Annotated in this window: 24 protein-coding genes; 13 read left to right on the top strand and 11 right to left on the bottom strand. The window is 41.5% G+C overall.

What is annotated here, in order from left to right; genetic code table 11:
• The first annotated feature begins 184 nt into the window (after positions 1 to 184).
• The 3 genes from MTO98_RS10860 to MTO98_RS10850 all read left to right on the top strand — a co-directional run bounded on the left by MTO98_RS10860 (position 185) and on the right by MTO98_RS10850 (position 2,783).
• Complete coding sequence (locus tag MTO98_RS10860; protein WP_243486675.1) at positions 185 to 562, top strand: BlaI/MecI/CopY family transcriptional regulator; 378 nt, start codon at positions 185 to 187, stop codon at positions 560 to 562.
• On the top strand, positions 559 to 2,259 hold the full coding sequence (locus MTO98_RS10855; RefSeq protein ID WP_243486674.1) for a M56 family metallopeptidase: 1,701 nt from the start codon (positions 559 to 561) through the stop codon (positions 2,257 to 2,259). Before MTO98_RS10860 ends, MTO98_RS10855 begins: the two co-directional genes overlap by 4 nt.
• Positions 2,260 to 2,540: 281 nt before the next feature.
• On the top strand, positions 2,541 to 2,783 hold the full coding sequence (locus tag MTO98_RS10850; RefSeq protein WP_243486673.1) for a hypothetical protein: 243 nt from the start codon (positions 2,541 to 2,543) through the stop codon (positions 2,781 to 2,783).
• A gap of 178 nt (positions 2,784 to 2,961) precedes the next feature.
• On the opposite strand, the gene rsmG is transcribed toward MTO98_RS10850, so the two are convergent.
• The 3 genes from rsmG to MTO98_RS10835 are packed head-to-tail and all read right to left on the bottom strand — an operon-like array spanning position 2,962 to position 5,295.
• On the bottom strand, positions 2,962 to 3,588 hold the full coding sequence (gene rsmG, locus MTO98_RS10845) for a 16S rRNA (guanine(527)-N(7))-methyltransferase RsmG (RefSeq protein WP_243486672.1): 627 nt from the start codon (positions 3,586 to 3,588) through the stop codon (positions 2,962 to 2,964).
• Complete coding sequence (locus tag MTO98_RS10840) at positions 3,578 to 4,183, bottom strand: RNA polymerase sigma factor (protein WP_091210688.1); 606 nt, start codon at positions 4,181 to 4,183, stop codon at positions 3,578 to 3,580. Before MTO98_RS10840 ends, rsmG begins: the two co-directional genes overlap by 11 nt.
• Positions 4,174 to 5,295, bottom strand: a complete 1,122-nt coding sequence (locus tag MTO98_RS10835; protein WP_243486671.1) for a glycosyltransferase — start codon at positions 5,293 to 5,295, stop codon at positions 4,174 to 4,176. The genes MTO98_RS10840 and MTO98_RS10835 overlap by 10 nt, the downstream gene beginning before the upstream one ends.
• Positions 5,296 to 5,518: 223 nt before the next feature.
• Here MTO98_RS10835 and tgt point away from each other — a divergent pair, with 223 nt between their 5' ends.
• From tgt to MTO98_RS10810, 5 genes are all read left to right on the top strand, one after another.
• On the top strand, positions 5,519 to 6,649 hold the full coding sequence (gene tgt / locus MTO98_RS10830) for a tRNA guanosine(34) transglycosylase Tgt (protein WP_243486670.1): 1,131 nt from the start codon (positions 5,519 to 5,521) through the stop codon (positions 6,647 to 6,649).
• 65 nt (positions 6,650 to 6,714) lie between these two features.
• Positions 6,715 to 7,818, top strand: a complete 1,104-nt coding sequence (locus tag MTO98_RS10825) for an LptF/LptG family permease (RefSeq protein WP_243486669.1) — start codon at positions 6,715 to 6,717, stop codon at positions 7,816 to 7,818.
• On the top strand, positions 7,818 to 8,720 hold the full coding sequence (locus MTO98_RS10820) for a DMT family transporter (RefSeq protein WP_243486668.1): 903 nt from the start codon (positions 7,818 to 7,820) through the stop codon (positions 8,718 to 8,720). The genes MTO98_RS10825 and MTO98_RS10820 overlap by 1 nt, the downstream gene beginning before the upstream one ends.
• Before the next feature lie 1,008 nt (positions 8,721 to 9,728).
• Positions 9,729 to 10,007: a LapA family protein gene (locus MTO98_RS10815; RefSeq protein ID WP_243486667.1), complete on the top strand. Its 279-nt coding sequence runs from the start codon at positions 9,729 to 9,731 to the stop codon at positions 10,005 to 10,007.
• Between the two features lie 3 nt (positions 10,008 to 10,010).
• Positions 10,011 to 10,898 (top strand): NAD(P)-dependent oxidoreductase, encoded by an 888-nt coding sequence (locus tag MTO98_RS10810; RefSeq protein WP_243486666.1) that lies wholly within the window; start codon positions 10,011 to 10,013, stop codon positions 10,896 to 10,898.
• A 220-nt stretch (positions 10,899 to 11,118) separates the two neighbouring features.
• On the opposite strand, the gene ispE is transcribed toward MTO98_RS10810, so the two are convergent.
• Positions 11,119 to 11,919, bottom strand: coding sequence for a 4-(cytidine 5'-diphospho)-2-C-methyl-D-erythritol kinase (gene ispE, locus MTO98_RS10805; protein WP_243486665.1), 801 nt, complete (start codon positions 11,917 to 11,919; stop codon positions 11,119 to 11,121).
• Positions 11,920 to 12,164: 245 nt separating this feature from the next.
• Between ispE and MTO98_RS10800 the strand changes: the two genes are divergently transcribed.
• The 5 genes from MTO98_RS10800 (at position 12,165) to MTO98_RS10780 (ending at position 19,449) form a co-directional block, all read left to right on the top strand.
• Positions 12,165 to 12,986: a thymidylate synthase gene (locus tag MTO98_RS10800; RefSeq protein WP_243486664.1), complete on the top strand. Its 822-nt coding sequence runs from the start codon at positions 12,165 to 12,167 to the stop codon at positions 12,984 to 12,986.
• Between the two features lie 238 nt (positions 12,987 to 13,224).
• Entirely contained in the window at positions 13,225 to 13,707 is a 483-nt protein-coding gene (locus MTO98_RS10795) for a dihydrofolate reductase (protein ID WP_243486663.1), read from the top strand.
• Between the two features lie 115 nt (positions 13,708 to 13,822).
• Positions 13,823 to 16,813, top strand: coding sequence for a protein translocase subunit SecDF (secDF, locus tag MTO98_RS10790; RefSeq protein WP_243486662.1), 2,991 nt, complete (start codon positions 13,823 to 13,825; stop codon positions 16,811 to 16,813).
• A gap of 244 nt (positions 16,814 to 17,057) precedes the next feature.
• On the top strand, positions 17,058 to 18,371 hold the full coding sequence (locus MTO98_RS10785; protein WP_243486661.1) for an NAD(P)/FAD-dependent oxidoreductase: 1,314 nt from the start codon (positions 17,058 to 17,060) through the stop codon (positions 18,369 to 18,371).
• 226 nt (positions 18,372 to 18,597) lie between these two features.
• Positions 18,598 to 19,449, top strand: coding sequence for a hydroxymethylglutaryl-CoA lyase (locus MTO98_RS10780; RefSeq protein ID WP_243486660.1), 852 nt, complete (start codon positions 18,598 to 18,600; stop codon positions 19,447 to 19,449).
• Between the two features lie 153 nt (positions 19,450 to 19,602).
• On the opposite strand, the gene MTO98_RS10775 is transcribed toward MTO98_RS10780, so the two are convergent.
• The 7 genes from MTO98_RS10775 to MTO98_RS10745 form a co-directional block, all read right to left on the bottom strand.
• Positions 19,603 to 20,835, bottom strand: coding sequence for an ROK family protein (locus MTO98_RS10775; protein ID WP_243486659.1), 1,233 nt, complete (start codon positions 20,833 to 20,835; stop codon positions 19,603 to 19,605).
• A 262-nt stretch (positions 20,836 to 21,097) separates the two neighbouring features.
• Positions 21,098 to 21,631 carry a hypothetical protein gene (locus MTO98_RS10770; RefSeq protein WP_243486658.1) on the bottom strand — a complete coding sequence of 178 codons (534 nt, stop codon included), beginning with the start codon at positions 21,629 to 21,631 and terminating at the stop codon, positions 21,098 to 21,100.
• A gap of 8 nt (positions 21,632 to 21,639) precedes the next feature.
• A complete protein-coding gene (locus MTO98_RS10765; RefSeq protein ID WP_243486657.1) occupies positions 21,640 to 22,065 on the bottom strand; it encodes a glyoxalase/bleomycin resistance/extradiol dioxygenase family protein in 426 nt (141 codons plus the stop codon).
• Positions 22,066 to 22,125: 60 nt separating this feature from the next.
• Positions 22,126 to 22,743, bottom strand: coding sequence for a pyridoxamine 5'-phosphate oxidase family protein (locus MTO98_RS10760; RefSeq protein ID WP_243486656.1), 618 nt, complete (start codon positions 22,741 to 22,743; stop codon positions 22,126 to 22,128).
• A gap of 89 nt (positions 22,744 to 22,832) precedes the next feature.
• Positions 22,833 to 23,372, bottom strand: a complete 540-nt coding sequence (locus MTO98_RS10755) for a carboxymuconolactone decarboxylase family protein (RefSeq protein ID WP_243486655.1) — start codon at positions 23,370 to 23,372, stop codon at positions 22,833 to 22,835.
• A gap of 97 nt (positions 23,373 to 23,469) precedes the next feature.
• The gene (locus tag MTO98_RS10750) at positions 23,470 to 24,333 is read right to left on the bottom strand and encodes an AraC family transcriptional regulator (RefSeq protein ID WP_243486654.1); all 864 of its coding nucleotides are present in this window, start codon (positions 24,331 to 24,333) and stop codon (positions 23,470 to 23,472) included.
• 34 nt (positions 24,334 to 24,367) lie between these two features.
• The gene (locus tag MTO98_RS10745) at positions 24,368 to 25,093 is read right to left on the bottom strand and encodes a DUF2071 domain-containing protein (RefSeq protein WP_243486653.1); all 726 of its coding nucleotides are present in this window, start codon (positions 25,091 to 25,093) and stop codon (positions 24,368 to 24,370) included.
• Positions 25,094 to 25,295 lie beyond the last annotated feature (202 nt).

Here is a 25,295-nt window from a genome sequence, read left to right as displayed (position 1 = left end):
TAAGTGCTATTCGTGGTCATTTTAAACAAAGTGAACAATCGCATTTAGCTTTAAAACACAATCCAGCCGCTATAAATTAGTTGTCTGCATATCTGTAATCTGCACATCCACCTAAAAACTACAAAAATAGTTTGCAAACTATAAAAATAGTTTTACCTTTATCTAACTATAAAAATAGTTTGCCATGCATATTAAAGAACTAACCAAAGCCGAAGAGCAGGTGATGCAGATCCTGTGGCAGTTAAAGGAAGCCATTGTTAAAGATATTATTGAAGAAATGCCGGAGCCCAAACCAGCTTACAATACGGTATCAACCGTGGTGAGGGTATTAGAAGGCAAGGGTTTTATTGATCATAAGGCCTACGGTAACTCGCACGTTTACTTCCCGCTTATCAGTGATGCCGATTATAAAAAATTCACTTTTGATAAGATGATGAATAACTATTTCAGCAATTCGTATCAAAGCCTGGTATCTTTTATTGTAGACGAAAAGAAGATCAGCGTAAAGGAACTGGATGAGCTAACATCATTAATTGATAAACTTAAAAACGAAAAACAATGAACTGGCTGCATTACCTCCTGGAGGCAAATTTGTACCTCGGCATATTTTATGCGGTGTATTGCCTGTTTTTAAATAAAGAAACACACTACACGCTCAACCGTATATACTTGTTATTGAGTTGCATAATTTCGTTTGTATTGCCGATGGTACAAATTGGCTGGCTAAAAGCACTCGAATCGCCAACTACCGCTTTTATTATACCGCGCAACGGCGAGCAAGCTATTGATCACAAACTGGCTGCGCAACCAGCTTTAAACTTTCAGGAACTGCTGCTTTATGCTTATATATTGGGCGCAATTGTATTTACGGCGGTACTTTTAGTACGACTATACCAACTGGCAAAACTTACAAAAGCCACCCAAACTCTGGTTGATGATAAGTATAAACTTATAAGCATCGAAGGTTCAAATACAGCTTTCTCCTTCTTTAACTATCTTTTTATAGGTACAAAAACACAGGCAAACACTATTATTATCAGGCACGAACTGGTACATATCCGTCAAAAACACTCGGCAGATATTGTTTTCCTGGAGCTGATCAAGATCATAAACTGGTTTAATCCACTGATTTATTTACTGCAGATAAGCCTTAAAACCATCCACGAATATATAGCCGATGAGCAAACGGCAGCGCAGGAAAGCGACGCATTAAGCTATTCATCATTTTTGGTAAGCAATGCTTATGGGTTAAACGGTTCCGCTCTGGCGCATTCATTTTTCAATTATAACTTATTAAAAAAGAGGATAATTATGTTAAACCAAAAACGTTCGGGGAAGTTAGCCAGGCTAAAATACCTCGTGGCCGTACCCATAAGCGCCGGCCTGCTTTGCGCGTCGACCTTAGTATTCAGTAAAAGCTATGGATTTATTGACCTGATGCCAGGTCACAAAAACACATCTTTTGTAACTGCCGCCCCCATTAATCCTATTGTTGATACCTCACAGGTCAACAAAATGTCTACCACTGCCAAAGGGTATAAATATGAGGAAACCGGGTACCTTATCAACAACAAAACCGATTTCCGGGTGATCATTACCGAAAAAAACGGCGAGCAAAAAGAATATTTCAAAAGTAAAGCAACACCGGAAGAATTGGCTACGCTGAAAAGTAAATATGGCTACACCTTCCCTAAAATGATGATCTATCCAAAACTTCCGCCTCCGCCACCCGCACCGCCTGCCCCTGGCAAAAAGCCAAAAGTTACTGATGTAAAGCTTCCGCCTCCGCCACCACCTGCAAATCCGGAAAAAACAAAAAAGGCCCCTAAAGTGGTAAAAGTACAGGAAGCTATACCTGTGGGTAACCCTGTAGCCCCGGCGCAGCCTTCTGCTTCGGCGCAAGTGCCCCCACCGCCGCCCCCAGCAGATCCGATGGAACCGCTTTACAAATATATAGCCAAGCATGTAAGGTACCCGGCTGCAGCACGCAATAACCGTATTACAGGCCAGGTAACTGTGGGTTTTAAGCTAAGCAACGGAAAAATAAACGGCGTTAAAGTACTAAAAACTGTTGACCCGCAAATAGATAAAGAAGTAGCGAGGGTCGTAAGTGATTTTGATGAAAAGCTCGACGGCTTAAACCAGGGCGATTATACCCTTACCGTAGCTCTTAAGCTGATAGATTCGCACGATAAATATATAGCTAACAATATTGACAATGAAAAAAGTCAGGTTGTTGTGGTTGGATATGTAGAATAAACTATTCTTCTATCTTTCTCCCCTAAATTCATTGCCGATCGGCCTAAAACCGTCCCGGCAATTTTCTGCGTTCAGCAGTCGCCTCTTCCCCAAATCTCCTCTTTTACAAATGATTAAATAATTTCCTTTAATATCCAAAAGTTTGTAACTTAGTAATATATCCAATAAAATTTTAATCAAACAAGGCAAACCTATCCAAATACGCTTTGTTTATCATATACCAGTTATACTTCCTGAGCCTTACCAGCAACCTGATTTTGTTCATTTTTAAACTTTATAATATGAAAAAGTTCGGTATCATTTTATTAATTATAGGCATTGTAGTACTCATTGCCGGTAACTTCTTTTATAAGCATACTATCAACGCTGTGGATAGCTCCGGAAGTTCAATTATTATTACAGGCTTAAAAGGCGGATGGACTTTCAAACTTCCGATTTTTGCCGGTGGCGTCACGGCTTTCCTGGGATTTGTTTTCTGGGCAGCATCGCGCACTGATAATCAGCACCACGATCATTTGATATAAAAACACATTGCGAATTAAAGAAATATTGGCTTTGACAAAAGGGTTATACCACTTTGCCAGGCGAAGATTTGCGGGCAAGGCTCTGCTTAAAAGCAGCATAAGCAGGTAAAGACTTACGAAGTTTTAAAAACTTCGTAAGTCTGGGTTTATTACAGATAATGATAGTGAAAACGGGCAGTTATCCCTTCACATATATCACCTGTTTAGTGTCAAAAAACTCCTCATTGAAATAATCTTTCAAGTGATATTGCGTAACCTTTAAGCCCGATTCTTTGATCTCCTGCTCAAGATCGCCGCCCTTCAAATACAGGATACCATTAGGCAATTTATTGTTCGATTGTTTATTGAATTTACCTTTTATCCAGGGATAAAAATCTTTTAACTGGGTAACTGCACGCGATACTACGAAGTCAAATTTATCAGCAATTTGCTCGGCCCTTGAGTGCGATGCCTTTACATTTTTAAGGCCCAAAGCTGATGCAACTTCAGTTACAACTTTGATTTTTTTCCCGATGGAATCAACCAAATGGAATTGGGTTTCGGGGAACAATATAGCCAGCGGAATGCCGGGAAAGCCTCCGCCTGTACCTACGTCAAGTACATTTTCGCCAGGTAAAAAAGCCATAACTTTAGCAATCCCAAGCGAATGAAGCACATGGCGTTCATATAAAAGATCAATATCCTTGCGCGAAATCACATTGATCTGGCTGTTCCAATGTTCATATAACGCAGGCAATTTTTCAAATTGTTCGCGTTGTTCAGCACTTAAATCAGGAAAATATTGTAGAATTATTTCAGATGTCATCCCTGTTAAAACGGTTAATAATATTGCCAAGCAGGTACCTCGCCCTAAATAGCTGAGCCTTTACAGTCCCTAACGGAAGGTCGAGCTGCTGGGCTATTTCTTCGTACGAAAGCTCATCAAAATAACGCAAAGTAATGAGGTTTCTGTAGCGTGTTGGCAAGCTTTCAATCAGCAATTTCAGCTCCTGCGTTTGTTGTTTTTTAATTGAAGTTTCTTCGGGATTGAGGATATCAGCTTTAATTTGCAGCGGCTTTTCATCACCTTCGTCGTCCATCATACCATGGATAGACATGGTGCTTAGTTTCTTTTTGCGAATAAAATCAATACAATTATTAGTCGCAACCCTGAAAAGCCATGTACTGAAAGCAAAATCAGGCTGGTATTTTTCAAGCTTCTCAAATGCCTTGGCAAACGTTTCTACCGTCAGGTCCATTGCATCTTCTTTGTTGTTTACCATCTTCAGCACCATAAAATAAATCGAATCTTTATAACGGTGCATCAGATCAGCATAAGCTTTTTGATCTCCTTGCCTGGCTTTCACTACCAGGTGAAAATCATTCTTTGCATTTTCGGTAAAGTTGGCGTTTATTTCCATTGAGTAGTTTTTAAAAAGGTACCGATCAATCCAAAAACGTTTAAATACATATAATATAATATGTCAAAAAAGGGGAGATACAACAAAAGGTCTTTACCATTAAGTTTTCTAAATATACGATTATAAATGGCCGATTGTAATATCAATCGAAAAGTGCACAAACCTAATGCCAGTAAAGGCTCATATCGCAAAATAAGGAATAATATCAACAAAATATAGAATATGAATCCACTAACTGCATCAAAACTAAGCATACGCCTGTGCTGGTTTTTATACAGTTTGCCTACCCCCATGTGTCGTTTTTTTTGCTTAAACCATGATTTAAATGTGGTTTTAGCTTCAGTAAACATAAACGATTCGGGATTTAGTTCAACCACTGTATTATCAGGAGTGGCGTGCTGATTAACAAACAGGTCGTCATCGCCCGATATTACATGCATATGCGAAGCAAAGCCTTTTGCACTAAAAAACAGCGTTTTTGTATAGGCCAGGTTACGGCCAATACCCATATAGGGATCGCCCGTTAACGCGCTCGAAAGGTAATTAGTAGCCGTTTTTATCGTCTCAAACCTGGTAAAAGTATTGATAAAGCCACCTGCTTTATAATATGGGGAATAACCTAAAACTATTTGCACACCGCTGGTAAAATTGGCAGCCATACGGCTGATCCAGTTTTCGGAAGCCGGCTTACAATCTGCATCGGTAAATAAAAGATACTCGTTTTTTGCGGCTTTGATTCCCAGCGTTAGGGCAAATTTTTTCCCGGTTTTAAAGCGGTCATGTTCTGTAATAGTAACAACCTTAAGACGCGGATACTGTTTTTGAAGGAGCTCAAGCACCTCGTCAGACGTATCGTATGAGCAATCGTTGATGACAACTACCTCAAAATCGGGGTACTTTTGTTCAAGTATAGCGGGTAAATTATCTTGCAAATTACGGGCCTCGTTACGGGCGCTTATAATTACCGAAACAGGGATCATAACCTGAGGCGGCGGCCCTTCGGCGGGTTTATATCCCGCAAGGCGGGTATGCCTGCTTACCAAATAATACAGCTGAACTATAAAACAAAGCTGAAAAAGAATAAAAAGCGCGTCGTGTAAGTACGTTTCCAAACAAAAAGAATAATGAGGCAAATTTGTTAAAAATCAATGAAATTAACCGCCAATATCCGCGTTAATTTGAAGTTTAACATACGCTTATTTAATTCCTTTAAAATAAAAGCTATTTAATTAACATGGTTTTAATATTCAGCACGTTTATAAATAGCATTTATACTACCTCAGGCTTTGAAAGAGCGGGTATGAGGCTTTTTTTTGCTAATTTTGCAACCCTAAAATGAAATTTAACTTAACAGCACAAGACCCGCTTTCAAAGGCCCGCGCCGGCGAGATCACTACCGACCACGGTACTATACAAACACCTATTTTTATGCCTGTAGGCACCGCCGGCACTGTAAAAGCAGTGCACCAGCATGAGCTTAAACAGGATATTTCGGCCCAGATCATATTGGGTAATACCTATCATCTTTATCTTCGTCCGGGCTTAAATACCCTTGAAAGTGCCGGTGGCCTGCATAAATTTAATGGCTGGGACGGGCCAATCTTAACCGATAGCGGCGGCTACCAGGTGTATTCATTAACCGAAGTACGTAAAATTAAAGAGGAAGGTGTTACTTTCCGCTCGCATATCGACGGATCAAAACACCTCTTTACGCCCGAAAACGTAATGGATATCCAGCGCATAATCGGCGCTGATATTATCATGGCATTTGACGAGTGTACCCCCTACCCATGCGATTATAACTACGCAAAAAGGTCGATAGAAATGACCCATCGCTGGTTGAAACGCTGCTGTGACAGGTTTGACAGCACCCAGCCAAAATACGGTTACAGCCAAACGCTTTTTCCAATTGTACAAGGCTCTGTATATAAAGATCTGCGTGTACGTTCGGCCGAGGTAATCGCTTCTTATGAGCGTGAAGGCAATGCGATAGGCGGTCTTTCGGTAGGCGAACCAGCCGAAGAAATGTATGCCATGACCGAGATTGTTTGCAATATATTACCACAACAAAAACCGCGCTATTTAATGGGTGTAGGCACGCCTGTAAATATCCTGGAAAATATAGCCCTCGGTATTGATATGTTTGATTGCGTTATGCCAACCCGCAACGCGCGCAATGGTATGCTTTTCACAAAAAACGGTATCATCAATATCAAAAACGAAAAGTGGAAAAATGACTTTTCGGCTATTGAAGATGACAGCGACCTGTTTGCCGACAGGGATTACAGCAAGGCCTATTTGCGTCATTTGATCCACTCGGGCGAGATGCTTGGTGCTCAGATAGCCACACTGCACAACCTGCATTTTTACCTTTGGCTGGTTAAAGAAGCGCGAAAAAAAATCATTGCAGGCGAGTTTTACGATTGGAAGAACATGATGGTAAAACGCCTTGGTCAGCGTTTATAAAAGCATCAGGAACTCAAAAAAAATTCCATGAAAAACATGAGTAATAACAATCAAATAACCTTCAGATGAAAGCTTTTTTTCATAAACATTTAAAGATCATCGACAGGTTTATTATTGGAAAATACCTGGGTACTTTTATCTTCACTATGGGTATTTTCACGGTGATATCTGTAGTATTTGATGTGTCGGAAAAGCTGGATAACTTCCTGAATAAACACGCAAGTTTCCATGATATTGTGTTTAGATATTACGCCGGTTTTATTCCATTTTATCTTAATATGCTATCGCCACTGATCAATTTTTTGGCGGTAATTTTCTTCACGGCCAAGATGGCAAACCAAACAGAAATTGTGCCGATCCTGAGCGGAAGAGTAAGCTTTAATCGCTTTTTAAGGCCGTATGTAATTGCATCGTCTATCATATTTGTGGTATCGTTTTTTGCAAATGTATATCTCATTCCGTATACAAACAGGCTCAAAATCGACTTTGAAAACGCGAATGGCATGATGGATAATGACCCTACCAAAGTGGAGGTACATATGCAGATTGACAAACACACGTTTGTTTATCTCGCCAATTACGATCCTACAACACACCTCGGTTATAATTTTATAATGGAAAAATTTAACGGAGATACCTTGCGCGAGAAACTAATTGCCAACACCATCCAGTACGATTCTGTAAAAAGAATATGGTCGCTCAAGAACTACAGCGTTAAATATATCAGGGGGATGAAGGAGCAATTTATTAAAAGTGACGCCCCTAAAGACACTGTTTTGGATATGCACCCGAGCGATTTTATTGTTTATGATAACGTGTATCAGGCTATGTCATTAAGCGATCTGAACAAGAATATCGACAAAGAAAAACTACGCAGGCCTGAGTATCTGAAAGCTATTTATTTTGAAAAATATCACCGCTTTGTGTACCCTTTATCGGCGTTTGTACTTACGCTTATCGGCGTTTCAATATCGTCAAGAAAAGTGCGCGGCGGCGTTGGCCTGCCATTGGGAATAGGCATTTTATTATGCTTCGCTTATATTATATTAGAGCGGTTTGCCCTGGTATTTTCGGTAAAAGGAGGTATGACCCCATTGATAGCGGTGTTCATTCCTAACATCATTTTCGGCATTTTAGGTTACTACCTGCTTTTAAAAGCTCCAAAATAATGGCACAAAACACCCCTTCTACCTTAAATAAGAACCTAATTATCCTCCATTTTACGGTTTTTGTGTGGGGATTTACCGGAATTTTAGGCGCTCTGATCACCATTTCTGCCGTACAATTGGTGTGGTATAGGGTATTTATTGCCTTTTTATCGCTGTTTTTGTATTTCAAATTCAACAAAACCGATTTTAAGGTCGACACCAAAACGCTGATCAAATTGGTGTGCACGGGCGCAATCGTGGGTGGCCATTGGATCCTTTTCTTCGCTGCTATTAAACTTTCAACCGTTGCAGTTACCCTGGTTTGCCTCTCTTCCATCACACTTTTCACCGCCATTTTTGAGCCGATCATCAATAAAAAAAGTATTTCAAAACTTGAAATACTGGCCGGCCTTTTAATTATCTCAGGCATCGTTTTAATTTTTAAATTTGAAGGAAGATACACTAAGGGTATCATAGCCGGGCTCGTAAGCGCCGTTTGCGCCAGTCTTTTCTCTATCATTAATTCACGCCAGGTTCAAAAAATACAGGCTCCTGTTATTGCATTTTATGAGCTTTCCGGAGCCTTCGTTTGGATCTCGATATACCTTTTTATCACCTCCGGCTATACCCGGGCTATGCTGCTGAAGCCTGCAGATATCGGCTACCTGGTGCTGCTTGGCACCGTGTGTACATCGCTTGCTTATGTTGCAGGCGTATCCGTAATGCGCGAGCTTTCGGCCTTCAGGGTTGCGCTCATCACCAACCTTGAGCCGGTATATGGCATCATTATGTCGTTTATTTTTTTTGGCGATATGAACAAAATGACGCTGGGATTTTGGGGTGGCGCGCTCCTTATTTTGTCTACGATCTTCTTATACCCTGTTGCCCAAAAGCAAATTACCAGGCGTAAAAACAGGGCCTAAATTTCGCTTTTCCGTACCCGCACTTAACATCTGTAGTTTATAAAAACCATGTCATTGTCGGCCATCCAATAGTCGCACATAAGCTTAAACTCATCCGCATTTTTCTCTTATCAGCACCACAGTAGGGGTAAAATACCATTGCCCCTGCAAGCCATTTTTAGCCCCTCTAAGCGATTCTAATTTTTTGAGGCATTCTGGGTCCACTCAGTACTTCAGAGCAAAACAGCGGCAAAATCCATTTTTAGCTTAGTGTACTAAAACCAAAATAAAAACTCCTATCCCAAAACCCTAAGAATTACATCTTAATTCATTTCAATCGCTAATAAAATTTTAATAATTAATTTATATAATAAAAATATAAAATTAAAAATCAGATATTTATATTATTTAATTGAATATTTAATTTAACAAAACCAACGCAAGTAAAATCATAAAAAGCTAAAAATAATAGCATTTTTAATTTTAGCTTTTTAAAAGTGTCATATAAAATTAATAATCAAATAATTGAATATATTTATTTAACGTAAAGCTCCTAAAAGCAACAGGGCCGGATTCATTTTTACAAAGTGTAGTGAAGTAAATATTCAGGAATCGAAAAAAATCGCAGCATCTCTCCCGCTTGTATACAAAAAACATTTTCGCGATAAATTTTCAGCACTCTCATACAATTTGGAGAAGGAAAATTTGAGAGGAGAATTTACTGTTGTGTTGAATTTAAAGGGCGCTGATAGTCCCAGTTTTTGCAGATGAAAAACACCTGGAAATTTTCATCATGTTTAAGATCGCTCCATTTTTTAACAAAGGAGTTTTCAGCGGGTCAAAAACAAAACATCAGGTTGAACGCTGAAACCTGTAACATCTGATCCTGCGATGAAGATTTGAATGCACGTACGCCAACCTCACCTCCACTCAACCTTCCCAATCTTATGACAATGATTTAACCGAGATCAATTTTTATTAAACATTTAAAAAGCGGATATTGTATTAACTCTATAATCAACATCCATCATGAGCATTAAAACAATAGTCATTGTAGTCATCGCTGTTTTGCTTACCATCGTCCTGATGCAAAATACCGATGAGGTTTACTTCAAATTTTTGTTCGCCACTTTCAGGGTATCCAAACTAATGATGATGCTGGTGGTTGCGGTAACCGGTTTTATCCTGGGCCTGATTGTGGCCTGGCCCAAAAAACAAAAATTTGATATTGAAGGCTATCATGACGCCATCCACAAAAAAGATGACACCAATACACTAAGTGACGAAGACAGAGAATACATCAGCTAACATATGAAAACAAAAATTGGATTTATAGGCCTTGGTAACATGGGTACCAGTATAGCCAGAAACCTTATCGATTCGGGGTACCACCTGCAGGTTTACAACCGCACACTTTCAAAAATAGACGAGCTTGGCACCGACAACGTAACCAAGTGCCTGAGCCCGGCTGAAGCAGCGGCCGATGTGCCATTTTTGATCACAATGGTGTCGGACGATGAAGTGCTGCGAGAATCGACTGTAGGCGACGGCGGAATTTTAAAAACGCTACAGCCAAATGCTGTGCACATATCTATGAGCACAATTTCGCCCGAAACATCTGTAGAACTTGCCAAATTACATGAACAGGCGGGCAGCCGTTACCTTGCCTCTCCCGTATTCGGACGCCCTGAAGCGGCAGCGGCACGTAAGCTGTGGATCTGCATTTCGGGCGATGAACAAACCAAAGCTGATGCCCGCCCCATCCTTGATTTACTGGGCCAGCAAGTAGTAGATTTTGGCCCTACGGCCGGAGGAGCAAACGTGGTTAAAATTGCCGGTAATTTTATGATCATGGCATCAATGGAAATGATGGCTGAGGCATTCACCCTTGCCGAAAAAAACGGACTGAGCAGAACGCTGGTTTCCGACTTTTTCAGCTCGACGCTTTTCAACGCCCCCATCTTTCAGAACTATGGTAAAGCCCTTGCCGGCAAACAATATCAACCGGTAGGCTTCAAAGCAAAATTAGGGTACAAGGATGCGCGCCTGGCATTCAAATTATCGCAGACAAGCGAGATGCCCATGCCCATTGCAAACGCCGTACACGGGCGCTTATTAACAGCCGTAGCCAGGGGCTGGGGCGAGAGCGATTGGGTAGAAGGAATAGGACGCGGCGTAAGTGAAGATGCAGGGCTCTGATTTCGGAATTCGGATGTTCGATTTCGGATTTGTTCAAAAGTAAAAAAGCGTCATTGCGAGGCACGAAGCAATCCCCTGTTAGCAGAGCAGCTATGCAAGTTTCTCTGTACAGTTTGGGATTGCTTCGTGCCTCGCAATGACGCTTTAATATTGATGCATTTGTCGAAATTTTAAAGCCACCAGCTGAGCAACTCCGAAATCGAACATCCGAAATCCGATATCATAAATAGAACACTTCGTTCTCTGCTTCCAGAAATTTCAGGTCGGGAGTATCAGCAAAAATCCCGAACACGGATGCGCCGCTTCCGCTCATGCTGGAGTAGATGGCACCGGCCTCATAAAGGGCAGCTTTTACGCCACGGATCTCCACATGATTTTTAAACACGGTTTGCTCAAAATCATTTTTAATTAACTTCTTCCAGTCGGCTATTGGCTCGTTGATCAGATCAAACAGAGAGTCTTTCACAGGAGTTGGTTTTATACCACGGAAAGCCTCGCCGGTAGACACATGAATGGGCGGCATCACCAATGCTATTTTGTAACCTGACAGGTCGAGTTTGATACTCTCAAATTCGTCGCCCCGTTCAAAAGCAAACACAGGTTTATTCTCGATAAAAAAAGCGCAGTCGGCACCAAGGCGACGCGCATAATCAGTCATCTCGTCAATGGATAATCCGAGTTTAAATTCATCATTCATTAGCCTGATAAAAAACGCCGCATCAGATGAACCGCCACCCAACCCTGCACCTATCGGGATATGCTTATGCAAGTGAATACTCACCGGCGGCAGGTCATGATCCTGCTTAAGCATATGATACCCTTTAACGCAAAGATTATCCTCTAACAGACCGGGAATGTCCAGACCTGTTGAGGTGAAGCTGAGCTTGTCGCTCTTCACTACTTCAAGAGCGTCTTTAATGTCGATAGGATAAAAAATGGTTTCGAGATTATGATAACCATCCGGCCGGCGTTCGGTAATATTAAGGCCGATGTTTATTTTTGCATTCGGAAATAAAATCATACAAAGTAATTAACACGTGATGTATTTGCTAACATCAGTAGGAAACCAAAGGTAGATTATTTTTCTTTGCCCTCTGAAAATGTTCATTAGTTCATTGGTTTGGTCGTTCACTGGTTCATTAGTTCACTGGTTCATTGGTATCGCTCGTATTAAAACTACGTCGGTCAGATTTACTCGTCTATTAACCCACAAACAAGCACCAATGAACTAATGAACAATTGAACAAATGAACTAAATAAAATAAAATGAAACAGTATCTCGACCTGATGAGACATGTGATGGAAACCGGCGCGCAGAAGCATGACAGAACCGGCACCGGTACGGTAAGTGTGTTTGGCTACCAGATGCGTTTCAACCTTAAGGATGGTTTCCCGATGGTGACCACCAAAAAGCTCCACCTCAAATCAATTATTCACGAGCTCATCTGGTTTTTGAGCGGCGACAGTAATATCCGTTACCTGAAAGAAAACGGCGTGCGGATCTGGGACGAATGGGCCGACGAAAACGGCGACCTTGGCCCGGTGTACGGCAAACAGTGGCGCTCATGGCCAACACCTGATGGCGGTCATATCGACCAGATCCAGCAGGTAGTGAACCAGCTTAAAAACAATCCTGATTCGCGCCGCATTATTGTATCGGCATGGAACGTTGCCGAGGTTAACCAGATGGCCCTGCCGCCATGCCATAGTTTGTTCCAGTTTTATGTGGCTCCACCGGATATCTCCAAAGGCGAAACAAAAGGAAAGTTATCATGCCAGCTATATCAACGAAGCGCAGATATTTTCCTTGGCGTTCCATTCAATATAGCTTCGTATGCATTGCTCACCATGATGATGGCACAGGTATGTGACCTTGACCTTGGCGACTTTGTGCACACCTTCGGCGACGCTCACCTTTACAACAATCACATGGACCAGGCCCGCCTGCAACTAAGCCGCGATCCGCGCCCACTGCCAACCATGAAGATCAACCCGGAGGTTAAAGATATCTTCTCATTTAAGTTTGAAGATTTCACTTTGGAGAACTATGATCCGTGGCCGCATATTAAGGCCGAAGTGGCTGTGTAGTCATTTGTTCACTGGTTCATTCGTTCATTGGTGTAAGGTGTAGATTGAGTTTAAGATTTTAACAGAATTTTGTTATCCTTACAGAATTAAAAAACTACCCGTCATTGCGAGGTACGAAGCAATCCCAAACTATACAGAGTGGCTCTGTTAATAGGGGATTGCTTCGTACCTCGCAATGACGTATTGAAAAATAAAGGTTCATATGCTCTGTACCAATGAACCTTGAACAAATGAACTAATGATATTATCTATAATCGTAGCCATAGCTAAAAACCACGCTATTGGTAAAGACAATAAATTACTCTGGTACCTGCCTAATGATCTGAAACATTTTAAGGATGTTACTACCGGGCATACCGTGATCATGGGGCGCAAAACTTTTGATTCGGTTGGCAAGCCGTTGCCTAAACGCCGCAACATCGTCATTACCCGGCAAGCCATCAGTATTGAAGGTTGTGAGGTGGTACCTTCTGTTGAAGCCGCTATTGAGCTTTGCAAAACTGAGGACGAAGTTTTTATTGTTGGCGGTGCCGAGATTTACCGCCAATCTATTCCGCTTACAAACCGCATCTATCTCACCATAATTGACCAGGATTTTGAAGGGGACACATTCTTCCCCGAGTTAAATTCTGATGAGTGGCAGGAAAAAGATCGTGAAGATTTTGAGCCCGACGAAAAAAACAAGTATAAATATTCATTTATCACACTTGAACGTCGCTAACATTTTTTGTCATGATTTTGTTTTAATTTAAAATTTTGTGCTTACGAAATTTTATTAGATTTGCTCCCTTATTAAAAAAAGCTTATAAACTAATTTATTACATATTACAAATTCAATGCAAGGCAAAGGGGTTATTAAATTTTTCGCCATACTACTGGCAGTGGTGTGCTTATACCAGCTATCATTTACGTGGGTGGCCCATAAAGTTGAGAGTGATGCCAAAGTATATTCAAAGGGAGACTCTACCAAAGAAAGAACTTATTTGGATTCAATTTCCAACCAACCGGTTTATCCGCTATTTAAACATGATTACGCTTACGTAAAGCAAAGGGAAATTGCATTGGGTCTCGATCTTAAAGGTGGTATGAACGTTACCATGCAGATCCAGCTTGATGAAGTAATACGTAAAATAGCAAACGACAATCCGGATGCTACTTTTAATCAGGCTTTGGCAAATGCCAATAAATTACAGGCTAACGCGCAAACCAGTCAAAAGGATTACGTTGCATTATTTGTAAGCGAATACGAAAAGCTAAACCCTAACGGTAAGCTTGCTTCTATCTTTTCAACAAAAGATAACCAGGACCACCTGAAGTTTAACGCTTCAAACAGTGAGGTTAAAACTTATCTTGAGGACCTGGCTTCAACAGCGGTAAAACAATCATTCACCGTATTGAACACCCGTATTAACCAGTTTGGTGTAACCCAGCCTAACATCCAGTTACAACAAGGTTCAAACAGGATTTTGGTTGAGCTGCCTGGCGTTAAAGAACCGGAGCGTGTTCGTAAATTACTTTCAGGTACTGCTAAATTGGAGTTTTACGAAACTTTTGATAACGCAGAGGCTTACCAATACCTGATCAACGTTGACAACCTGCTTGCCGCAAAAAGCAAAACAGCTAAAGCCGATACAGGTAAATCAGCAAAAGCCGATACTGCTGCTAACATTGCTGCTGCAAAAGCCGATACCACCAAAGGTGGTTCACTGTTAAGCAAAGTTCAAAAGAACGCTGCTAAAAACGATACTTCAGCTGCTTCATTAAGCAAAACAAAATTAGCTGCTCAGCACCCGCTGTTTGCAGTGATGTCATTAAACGTTGGCCAGGGTGCAAACGGTCAGCAGCAATTAGGCCAGGGCCCGGTTGTTGGTTACGCTCCATTACAAGATACTGCAAAAGTTAACTCATACCTGCACAGTGCCGATGTTTTAGCGGTTATTCCACGCAATATCAAATTTTTGTGGGAAGTAAAACCTATTAAAAACACTAAAACTTTTGCATTATATGCCATCAAACTTACTGGTGCCGAAAACGGCCCGGTACTGTCAGGCTCTGTAATTAACGACGCCCGTGCTGATAACGATCAGAAAGGCAGCCCGGAGGTTGTGATGATCATGAACTCGGAAGGTGCTCAAAAATGGCGTGCTGTTACTGCCGAAGCATCATCAGGCACCAACAAAAAAGCTATCGCCATTGTTTTGGACGATAACGTATACTCTGCCCCTACCGTTCAGAATGAAATCTCTGGTGGCGTATCATCAATCTCTGGTAACTTTACCATTGATGACACTCATGACTTAGCCAACGTATTAAAAGCAGGCCGTTTACCGGCTCCTGCCCACATCGTATCTGAGTCAATTGTAGGTCCGTCATTAGGTCAGGAGGCTATCTCTGCGGGTATCACTTCAAGTATCTTAGGTTTAGTAGTGGTATTGATCTTCATGATCGCTTACTACAACCGTGCGGGTACTGTAGCGGTAGTTGCGGTGATCATCAACATCTTCTTCCTGATGGGCGTTTTAACCAGCTTAGGCGCGGTATTAACTGTACCAGGTGTTGCAGGTATCGTATTAACCTTAGGTATAGCGGTAGATGCTAACGTATTGGTTTACGAACGTGTACGTGAAGAGCTTGGTTTAGGCAAATCATTAAGGGTTGCTGTTTCTGACGGTTTCAAACACGCTTTACCTTCAATCCTCGACTCACAGATCAGTACTTTCCTTACCGGTTTGATCCTGTTTGTATTCGGTTCAGGTCCTATCCAGGGTTTTGCAACTACATTGATGATCGGTATCGCAACTTCATTGTTCTGTTCATTATTGATCTCAAGGGTTATATTTGAGTGGATGCTTGATAAAGGCATGGACATCAAATTCTCAAACCCATGGAGTTCACATACCTTTAAAAATGCAAACTTCGCATTCGTAAAAAATCGTGGTAAGTTCTATATTTTCTCAGGTATATTTATCGCAGCCGGTTTGGTTTCTATCTTCACCCGTGGCTTTACTTATGGTGTTGACTTTGAGGGCGGCCGTAACTACATTGTTAGCTTCCCTAACAAAACAGTTACTACCGAGCAGATCCACGACGCTATCGACGCTACATTAGGCCGCAGTACCGAAGTTAAAACCATGGGTACCGATAAGTTCAGTATCACTACCAACTACCTGTTCAACGATAACTCAACGGCTGCTGACGTTAAAGTAAGGGCTACCCTTGTTAGCAAACTGGCCAGCAAACCCGAAACTAAAATTACCGACAGTAACATTTTAGGTGGTTCAAAAGTAAGTGCTACTATTGCCGACGAGTTAAAAACATCAGCTATCTATACCGTATTGTTTGCCATATTTGTGATCTCGGCTTATATCCTGATCCGTTTCCGCAAATGGCAGTTCAGCTTAGGTGCGATGATCGCAACTGCTCACGATGCTTTATTGGTACTATCGTTCTTCTCATTATTCAATGGTTTCCTTCCGTTCTCACTGGATATTGACCAGGCGTTTATCGCAGCGATATTAACGGTTATTGGTTATTCAATTAACGATACCGTGGTAGTATTTGACAGGATCCGCGAGTTCCTTGAGCACTCTACCAAGGACGAAAAACCTGAAGATGTTATTAACAAAGCTATCAACAGCACGTTGAGCCGTACCATTATCACAGCATTAACCGTGGTATTCGTATTGTTAGTGTTGTTCATCTTTGGTGGTGACGTTATCAAAGGCTTCTCATTCGCGTTATTAATTGGTGTACTTTTCGGTACATACTCGTCGATCTGTGTGGCAACACCTGTGATCGTTGACTTTGGAAAGAAAGACCTCAAATAATATAAAAGAATAAAATTATTAAAAGGCTCCAAAGTAATTTGGGGCCTTTTTTGTTGACAGGTGCCGCCATAATACTCGTAAAAACCTATAATATCACCGACAGATGGTGTTGCATATCGCGTACAATGAGGTATACTTGCACCGTATAATCATACAAAAAATAATCGACGGCACGGAGATTGCGCTACGCTCCCAAAACGCACACCTGGCCTTTAAAAAGTTTTTAAACAGATAACCTGCACAAATGAACACATCAAATAATTCAAAATTTCCTCTTGTAGTGATCGTAGGCGGCGGCTTCGGCGGCCTGCAGGTAGCAAAACAGCTAAAGGATAAGCCAGTAGATGTTTTGATGCTTGATAAACACAACTACCATACATTTCAACCCCTTTTATACCAGGTTGCGATGGGCAGTCTTGAATCGGAGTCAATCGCTTTTTCCCTTCGCAAGAATTTTGCAAGTCAAAAAAACTTCCGCTTCAGGATAGCCGAAGTAACCAGGGTTGATGCCGACAGCAATATACTTGAAACTACCATAGGCAATATAGCCTATGATTACCTGGTGATAGCAACAGGTTCAACCACCAACTTTTTTGGCAACAAGGATATTGAACATTATTCCATGCCAATGAAATCGATACCTGAGGCGCTGAACCTCCGGTATTCTATTTTGCAGAATATTGAGGAAGCCCTGCTTAAAGTTGGCAAGGCCGAGCGTGACCCCTACCTTACTTTTGTACTGGTGGGTGCCGGGCCAACCGGTGTTGAGCTTGCCGGCTCACTGGCCGAGCTACGTAATCATGTTTTAACCAAAGATTACCCCGAGCTTAAAAAAGAAGACATGAAGGTTTACCTGGTAGACTTTTTGCCGAAAGTACTGGGACCATTCTCTGACCAGGCATCAAACGCGGCACGCACCTTCCTCACCAACATGGGGGTTGAAGTGCTAACCGGTGTAAAGGTTGAAAGCTATGACGGAGAAGAAATTAAATTTGAAGGCGGCAAAAGCATCCGTACTAAAAATGTGATCTGGAGTGCCGGGGTAATGGGTGTGGTACCCGAAGGCTTTGATAAAGATGTAATTGAACGTGGAAACCGGATAAAAGTGGATAGCGTTGGCAGGGTGGCAGGTTTCAATAACATATTTGCCATTGGCGACGTTGCAGCCATGATTACCGATGAAACACCGAAAGGCCATCCCGGAGTAGCCCAGGTAGCCATACAAATGGGCCAGCATGTAGCCAAAAACATCATCCATATTATTAATGGAGAACAAACCTCACCATTTAAATACAATGATAAGGGCTCATTGGCAACCATTGGCCGTAATAAAGCGGTGGCCGATTTAGGCAAAGTGAAGTTTCAGGGATTTTTTGCGTGGCTGGTATGGATGTTTGTGCACCTGATATCGCTGTTAGGAGGCCGTAACAAGGTCATCGTGTTTATTAACTGGGTATCGAGCTATATAACCTATAATGGCGGCACAAGGCTTATAATCCGCAAATTTGAACGTGAAGGTTTAACCGAAGACGAGCATTTGCCTAATACGGTTGATTGAGATTGAAGTTCTACGTTAGAAACATCAGAATACAACCATATTTTTTTTACTTTAGATTCAAAACCATTTAAATCCATAGTAAAAAAGCGTCATTGCGAGGAACGAAGCAATCCCGAACTATACAGAGGCACATACATGGCTTCTTTGCCAATTGGGGATTGCTTCGTTCCTCGCAATGACGGCGTTTATTTAGCCTTTGGATCAACTATATTTAGTATTCAAAATAATGGCAATCAAAATAACCGAATGCCCCCGCGATGCCATGCAGGGCATTCATGATTTTATTCCCACCGATATTAAGGCGGCATATATCAACCTGCTTTTACAGGTTGGATTTGATACGATAGATTTCGGCAGCTTTGTATCGCCGAAAGCCATCCCCCAGTTGCAGGATACTGCTGAAGTGCTAACCAAGCTTGATCTGAGCAATACAAGATCAAAACTACTGGCTATTATTGCCAACTACAGGGGTGCCGAAGATGCGGTAAAACATCATGAGATCTCCTATTTGGGGTATCCGTTTTCCATATCTGAAACTTTTCAGCTTCGAAATACAAACTCAACCATTGAACAGGCCTTTGAAACGGTACAGCGGATAAATGAACTGTGTAATAAGAATGGCAAAAGCCTGTTGGTTTACCTTTCTATGGGTTTTGGTAATCCTTACGGCGATGAATGGAACACCGGCATCATTGAGCACTGGGCAGAAAAAATGATTAACGAAGGAGTAAAGTATATCGCGCTTGCCGATACCATTGGCATTGCAGATGCAGCTCAGATCGGCAGCATTTACCCAAATCTTTGTCGTTTATTTCCCGATACCGAGTTTGGCATCCACCTGCATTCAACCCCTGATACCTGGCAGCCCAAAATAGCTGCTGCTTACCAAAGTGGATGCAAACGTTTTGATACAGCGTTAAAAGGCTATGGCGGCTGCCCAATGGCCAAAGATGACCTTACGGGCAATATAGCTACCGAAAACCTGATAGATTACCTCAACACACAAAACGAGCCCTCGGGGCTTAATATGGATAAATTTAAGGAAGCGATGGATTATTCAGGGAGGGTATTTGGGTAAAACCCAATAAACAACATGCGATTGCTTCGTACCTTATAATGACGTGATCGTAAATGACTGATTATCAAATATGATTTTTTGCACGTCATCGCGATTTTTTTCAGGATTCCCCTGATGGTTACTCGCAATGACGCGCGTTAAATATTTTTACTCTTACGCGGCCGCGCTCTTGGCCGCTTTAACGGCTTTAGTCTTCACTACCCTGTCAAAGTTTTCCATTACCAGTACAGCCGCGCCAATTAATTCAGCGTCGAAGCCTAATTCGGATACCAGCAGTTCTGTACCGGCAGCCAAACGCGGGATACAATATTTATGTAACGCCTGCTGCATGGGCGCGGTTAATATTTTGGCAACTTTGGCACCGCGACCGCTTAAAACAATGATTGCCGGGTTCATGATATGGATAAGGATTGCAAGCGCCTTCCCTATTTTATAACCAGCGTCTGAAAGCAGTTCAATAGCAAACTGATCGCCGTTATTAGCGGCTTCGATCAGGGCATCACCCATTAATTTGGAATGATCATCCTCATTGTATTTTAAACTGGTTACGCGGCCTTTTTTTATGCCTTCAATAGCTTTGCGGGCTACTACCAGCATTGATGCTTCGGCCTCAAGGCAGCCCCGCTTGCCGCATTCGCAAAGGGAACCATCTTCTGACAGCGGGATATGGCTCAACTCGCCCGCAAAACCGTTGTGACCGCGGAAAAGCTTGCCGTTTACGATCATCCCCAGGCCAATACCCCAGCCCAGGTTTATTACCATAACTTCCTGTTGAGCTTTGGCTATACCAAACTTTTGCTCTGCAAGTGCTATAAGGCTCGAATCGTTATCGATATAAGTGGCTATACCCGTTTTTGATGTAAGATAAGCCGTTAAACTTTGTCCTCCGGCGTCAAGATAGGTGTAGTTAATACCTTCTGTAATATTTATAAATCCGGGCATACCAATACCAATGCCTGCAATTCTGTCGTTAGAGATACCACTATGTGCAATGTACCTGTTGATCTCTTCAACCAGTTTAGGTAAAGCTTCGGGGTTATTGAGCAGTTTAAGCTCAAAGGTAAGCATATCAGCTACGGCGTTGTTCATGAGGTCAAACATCTGGATCCTTGCCGTTAACTGATCAAGTGCAATGGCCAGTATGTGCATTGCATTTGCCTTAACAGAATACATCAATGGCCTGCGACCACCGCTTGAAGGGGCATAACCTTGCTCAACCACAAAGCCCTCATGCATTAGCTCATTTATAGCCTTGGCTATTGAAGGGATACTTTTATCAAACAACTCACTCAGTCCGGCACATGACATGGCCTTATTAAAATAAAGCCGTTTGATGATCATATTTTTTAACTGACTGCCCTTTACCCCTTTAGTCGTAACTTCCATTAACAAATTTTATAGTTTGGTTTATAACAGGCCAAGCCCCTTAGTGTATTGCATTTATAAATTTATAAATAAAGTAATAAAGTACAACTGTAATTATTACAGTTTAGGCCTGCCGTGCAAGAGATGGACATCATTATTGAGCCATTTGCCTACAATGCGCAAAAATATCTATAAAAATCGTGTACGATAACAAACAGCGAAAGTTTTGATTAAAAAATCAGCAGATAAAGTTCAATTACATGATTTTTCTGTTAAAAACCTATTATGGAAGTAACCAAAACCGCCAGCCGCTCCAATATTTATCATATTGCGACCTGAAGTTTTGTAACTGAAGTGATAAAGGCAAGCCATAAGAAAAGGCGAAAGCATCATACATTTGCCCTTCGCTGAAATTGACAACGCCTTTGGTTTTTAAGTTGTACACTTTATAACCCGAATCAACAGACATGCAAAGATTGTCGCCCTTCAAAACGAAAGTTTTTACATGAACCTGTTTACTTGTTCCTTTCGGTGTAAAATATGCAAATTCATCTCCCTGCTTTATTGCCTCGCCATGCCCCAAAGGAATACGGGACTCATCGCCAAGGCCGTGATCCCCATAATAAGTGAATGAAAAAACAATTAATAGTAAACCAGTTATTACATAAACCTGAAATACTTTGCGCCACTTAAAACCGGTATACTTTTTCAGCGCTTTTAAGATCATCACCCATAAAATCCAGATTATCGGCGCATAAACTAAGGCGAGCAGGTATGATTTAATTACGGTAAATAAAAAATGTAATAGTGTTGTCATAAGGTTGTTTAATCTTTCTCAATTTGCATGAACATCCAACGTTGCCCCTCCAAATCGGCAGAGCGGTAACGGGTGCCCGGGAAGCCATATTCAAGTTCACTTAATATAACTGCACCTTTACTTTTCGCAATATTGTAATGCATCGCTACATCATCTACATATACTAAAACTCCGTTAATAATATACGGCACTGCGCTCCATTTAGCAGCAATATCACAATTTTCAGCATGATGTGCGGGTCCCTGATAATGAGGCGAAGGTTCGGCCAGCATTATCAAACTCTCACCCATTTTAAGCTCCCCATGAGTAAGGCGACCGGCATCATTGGTCATACGCATATTTTCAGTAAAACCAAAAACATCGCACAACCAGTTCATAGCCGCAATGCCGTCTTCATAGGCAAGCATAGGGATTATTTGTTGGTTGTTACTCATTGGTTTACGCCCGGTTGGTTGCACTAAGGTAAACTATTGAATCCTATTTATCAAAGCTGCTTACTTTTCCTCCAATTGCTTTTTAAGCTTAGCAACTTCATACTCCAATTTAAGCACATAGTCGTTTTGCGGGGCGAAGGCTTCTTTAATTTCATCAACGGTGTATCGCGGGGTGATATGCTGCGGGCAATTCCAGTCGAATGCTTTTACGTCGAAAATAAGCATGCGTTCGGCGGTATGTTTGTATTCAGACGGATCTATCAGGTCAAACAATTCGGGGTTATCGGCAAGCTCTGCGATGCGGGCATCGGCGTAAATCTTAAGCCTTGTTTTATGAGGATAATCCATCAAAAACAACGATACCTGCGGATGCGCCAATACATTACCTACCGAAATGTATTGTTTATTACCTCTAAAATCCACTACGCCAAGCGTATGACTGTCTATCATCTTAATAAAACCCGCAGGGCCTCCCCTATGCTGGATATACGGATAACCGTTTTCACCAATACTGGCCATGTAAAAGCTATCGCGGCTTTCGATAAACATTTGTTCAAATTCGGTAATGCCATCTTTATCGGCCATAGGATTCTCCATACGGGCATAAGCGGCGCGACTTCCGTATTTCTCCTGCAGTTTTTTAACTCCGTCGCTGAAAGCGAAACGTGCAAAGTTCATGGTGCGTTAATTTAAAAGATAAATACTTATGCCCGCCTTGCAGTGCAAAGCGGGCATAAAGTGTAAACTATAATTATAAATCAGGGGTATTATTTTACCAGTTCAGGAATAGCAGGCCAGTCAACCGGCACCTGGGTTAAAGCGTATACATAGTTAGTAATGGTTTTATCGCCAACAGCCACAACTACGTCAATCAGGTTTGCCTGTGTATAACCGGCAGCGTAAAAGTTTTCGATCAGCTGATGATCGGCGTGGCCTTTATTTTCGGTAATTGACTTGGCTACTTTAACCAAAGCATCGATTTTTGCATCAAATGAGGCAGAACCACCACGAATTTCAACGATCTGGTCATCAGTGAAACCATTCATTTTAGCAATGGCTGTGTGGGCGGCAGAACAGTAAGCACAATCATTTACCTGGCTTACAATAAGATTTACGGCTTCTTTTTCTTTAGCACGTAATGATGTTTTGCCGTTTGAAAGAGTTATATAATTAGCCAATGCATGATCTGAAGTAGCAAATACTGCAAAAAGGTTTGGTACGCGACCTACTACTTTGGTTAATGTATCAAATATTGCCTGGTTTTCTGGAGTTACTTGTTCTCTTGTTGGAATTGCGAAAGTTTTCATTTTATATAATGTTAATTTTTGTTGTTTTGAATTAACAATACAAAGGTGGCAACTTTAGCAGCCCTGCGGAATGGGCAAATTTCCCGAGTACTTGTAATTATTTCCCTCCGGCTATTAAAACTTTGTTATTTCTGAAATCGGTAGGTGAAAACGAGGTATGTTTTTTGAAAAAGTTACTGAAATAAGCAGCATCATCAAAGCCAAGATCATAGGTAATTTCCTTGGCCGATTTATCGGTATAATACAACAGCCGCTTAGCCTCAATGATAAGGCGCTCCTGTATTACCTGTAAAGGCGGTTTATGATTATATAACGCAAAAAGGTTGGATAACGTTTTGGGTGATTTATTTAATTGCTCTGCATAATAAGCTACCGAATGATGCTGGCGATAATTATTCTCAACCATTAAGTTAAACTTACGGATGGTGCCAAATTTTTCATCGCCTATTGCCGAACCGGGTAACTGGTTAGCTTTAGCCAGGCGTGTCACAATAATAATGAGCCGCTTCAACAACATCCTGAGCATATCTATCTGGATGTTATCTGCAGTTTCAAATTCTTCAATAAAAATATCAAGCAGACGCTGCATTTTAAATTGCATGGCTTCATCAAGCGTAACAAATACCTGATCTGCACTGCCATAAAACAGGAAACCCACACAGCTTACTTCTTCGTCGTGATCAACAATGCAGTAAAAATCACGATTAAACTGCCAGGCCACAATATCTTCCGGCCGCTCAAAACGAAAGGATTGGTTAATCATTAATGGCAAAATGGTGTTGGGCAGGAAATCATAATCTACCTCATCAATTGTCACTGTTTGTCTTTCGCCCTTATTCCAGGCTATGGTGAGGTATTTATGCTGACGGTCCCTGGTAAAAAACATCCTGTCGAAATGTTTTTCGTTGATAAGCAGCAGCAGATCGCCGCCTGTAGATTGTTCTGTAACCGATAGTTTCATTTTGCGTAAGCGCGAAGATATTTAAAAGCAGCAATTAAACAGTAATTACTATCGGTTTATCACACCCCGATGACCAGTGGTGCTGAACGTTTGTCATGAGCAAAGCATTATCAAACTTTACAGCCCCCTCAGGAAATAAAGCTGCGTCCTCAAAAAAGCTTGATTTAACCGAACTTACCTCAAGTGCCTGCACTTTCCAGTTGTCAGTATGCAGTATCAAACCTTCATACTTGTTACCATTAGGTGAATAACCTGTTGACCCGGCTTTAAAAAAATCAGACGCTACTTCAAGCGTTCCAAATATAGAACCCGGATTGAGTTTATCAACAACTTTGGCATCAACACTGATCGCCGTTCCATCCGGGCTTGTGAAGGCTACATGATATTGTCCGTTATTTTCGTTAGTATCAAATTTAGCCAGGTAATGCTTACCGGGGAAAAACCTGCCACCTGCAACGGTATTAAATAATGATGAGGTATCCCTGCGCGGAATGTACACTCCTTCTTTTAATTCGCCATTCTCCAGCCATTCAACAGCTATACGATGGGCACCATTTTCAGACCTCATACCTAAAAATGCCGGTATGCCTTTAGGCCGCACCTCTTTAAGCCTAATCAAACAGATGCCTGCTATAGCCTTACCATTAATAAGCTTGGGGGTAAAAGGCGATGGTACAATTTTTTTTGCCACATCCGCGTCCACAACAAAATTTATTAATATACGCCTGTCAATTATACCGGTGATTTTGGGGACTTTCATAAAATAAATTTATACGTTTTTTAGGTATTTCAATAAAAGGGGCCAGAAATGTTGGGTTATCAGGCGCGTATTTATACAACACCTTATTAACAGTCATTTAACACACTTCATCAAATATTCATGCGCAAAAAAGGCCAAACCCCTATCTTGGCACAGTTATTTTTAAGTTCAATTTAAAAATAACTACCCCTATTAATTTAAG

This window comes from Mucilaginibacter sp. SMC90, assembly GCF_022811725.1.
Lineage (GTDB): Bacteria > Bacteroidota > Bacteroidia > Sphingobacteriales > Sphingobacteriaceae > Mucilaginibacter.
Note: the sequence above shows the minus strand (reverse complement) of the source record. Positions and strands in the feature narration are given on the sequence as shown.

Excerpts from the sequence above, each read along its gene's own strand:
- MTO98_RS10860 (WP_243486675.1), top strand. The coding sequence starts at position 185 with ATGCATATTAAAGAACTAACCAAAGCCGAAGAGCAGGTGATGCAGATC.
- MTO98_RS10855 (WP_243486674.1), top strand. The coding sequence starts at position 559 with ATGAACTGGCTGCATTACCTCCTGGAGGCAAATTTGTACCTCGGCATA.
- MTO98_RS10850 (WP_243486673.1), top strand. The coding sequence starts at position 2,541 with ATGAAAAAGTTCGGTATCATTTTATTAATTATAGGCATTGTAGTACTC.
- rsmG (WP_243486672.1), bottom strand. The coding sequence starts at position 3,588 with ATGACATCTGAAATAATTCTACAATATTTTCCTGATTTAAGTGCTGAA.
- MTO98_RS10840 (WP_091210688.1), bottom strand. The coding sequence starts at position 4,183 with ATGGAAATAAACGCCAACTTTACCGAAAATGCAAAGAATGATTTTCAC.
- tgt (WP_243486670.1), top strand. The coding sequence starts at position 5,519 with ATGAAATTTAACTTAACAGCACAAGACCCGCTTTCAAAGGCCCGCGCC.
- MTO98_RS10825 (WP_243486669.1), top strand. The coding sequence starts at position 6,715 with ATGAAAGCTTTTTTTCATAAACATTTAAAGATCATCGACAGGTTTATT.
- MTO98_RS10820 (WP_243486668.1), top strand. The coding sequence starts at position 7,818 with ATGGCACAAAACACCCCTTCTACCTTAAATAAGAACCTAATTATCCTC.
- MTO98_RS10815 (WP_243486667.1), top strand. The coding sequence starts at position 9,729 with ATGAGCATTAAAACAATAGTCATTGTAGTCATCGCTGTTTTGCTTACC.
- MTO98_RS10810 (WP_243486666.1), top strand. The coding sequence starts at position 10,011 with ATGAAAACAAAAATTGGATTTATAGGCCTTGGTAACATGGGTACCAGT.
- ispE (WP_243486665.1), bottom strand. The coding sequence starts at position 11,919 with ATGATTTTATTTCCGAATGCAAAAATAAACATCGGCCTTAATATTACC.
- MTO98_RS10800 (WP_243486664.1), top strand. The coding sequence starts at position 12,165 with ATGAAACAGTATCTCGACCTGATGAGACATGTGATGGAAACCGGCGCG.
- MTO98_RS10795 (WP_243486663.1), top strand. The coding sequence starts at position 13,225 with ATGATATTATCTATAATCGTAGCCATAGCTAAAAACCACGCTATTGGT.
- secDF (WP_243486662.1), top strand. The coding sequence starts at position 13,823 with ATGCAAGGCAAAGGGGTTATTAAATTTTTCGCCATACTACTGGCAGTG.
- MTO98_RS10785 (WP_243486661.1), top strand. The coding sequence starts at position 17,058 with ATGAACACATCAAATAATTCAAAATTTCCTCTTGTAGTGATCGTAGGC.
- MTO98_RS10780 (WP_243486660.1), top strand. The coding sequence starts at position 18,598 with ATGGCAATCAAAATAACCGAATGCCCCCGCGATGCCATGCAGGGCATT.
- MTO98_RS10775 (WP_243486659.1), bottom strand. The coding sequence starts at position 20,835 with ATGGAAGTTACGACTAAAGGGGTAAAGGGCAGTCAGTTAAAAAATATG.
- MTO98_RS10770 (WP_243486658.1), bottom strand. The coding sequence starts at position 21,631 with ATGACAACACTATTACATTTTTTATTTACCGTAATTAAATCATACCTG.
- MTO98_RS10765 (WP_243486657.1), bottom strand. The coding sequence starts at position 22,065 with ATGAGTAACAACCAACAAATAATCCCTATGCTTGCCTATGAAGACGGC.
- MTO98_RS10760 (WP_243486656.1), bottom strand. The coding sequence starts at position 22,743 with ATGAACTTTGCACGTTTCGCTTTCAGCGACGGAGTTAAAAAACTGCAG.
- MTO98_RS10755 (WP_243486655.1), bottom strand. The coding sequence starts at position 23,372 with ATGAAAACTTTCGCAATTCCAACAAGAGAACAAGTAACTCCAGAAAAC.
- MTO98_RS10750 (WP_243486654.1), bottom strand. The coding sequence starts at position 24,333 with ATGAAACTATCGGTTACAGAACAATCTACAGGCGGCGATCTGCTGCTG.
- MTO98_RS10745 (WP_243486653.1), bottom strand. The coding sequence starts at position 25,093 with ATGAAAGTCCCCAAAATCACCGGTATAATTGACAGGCGTATATTAATA.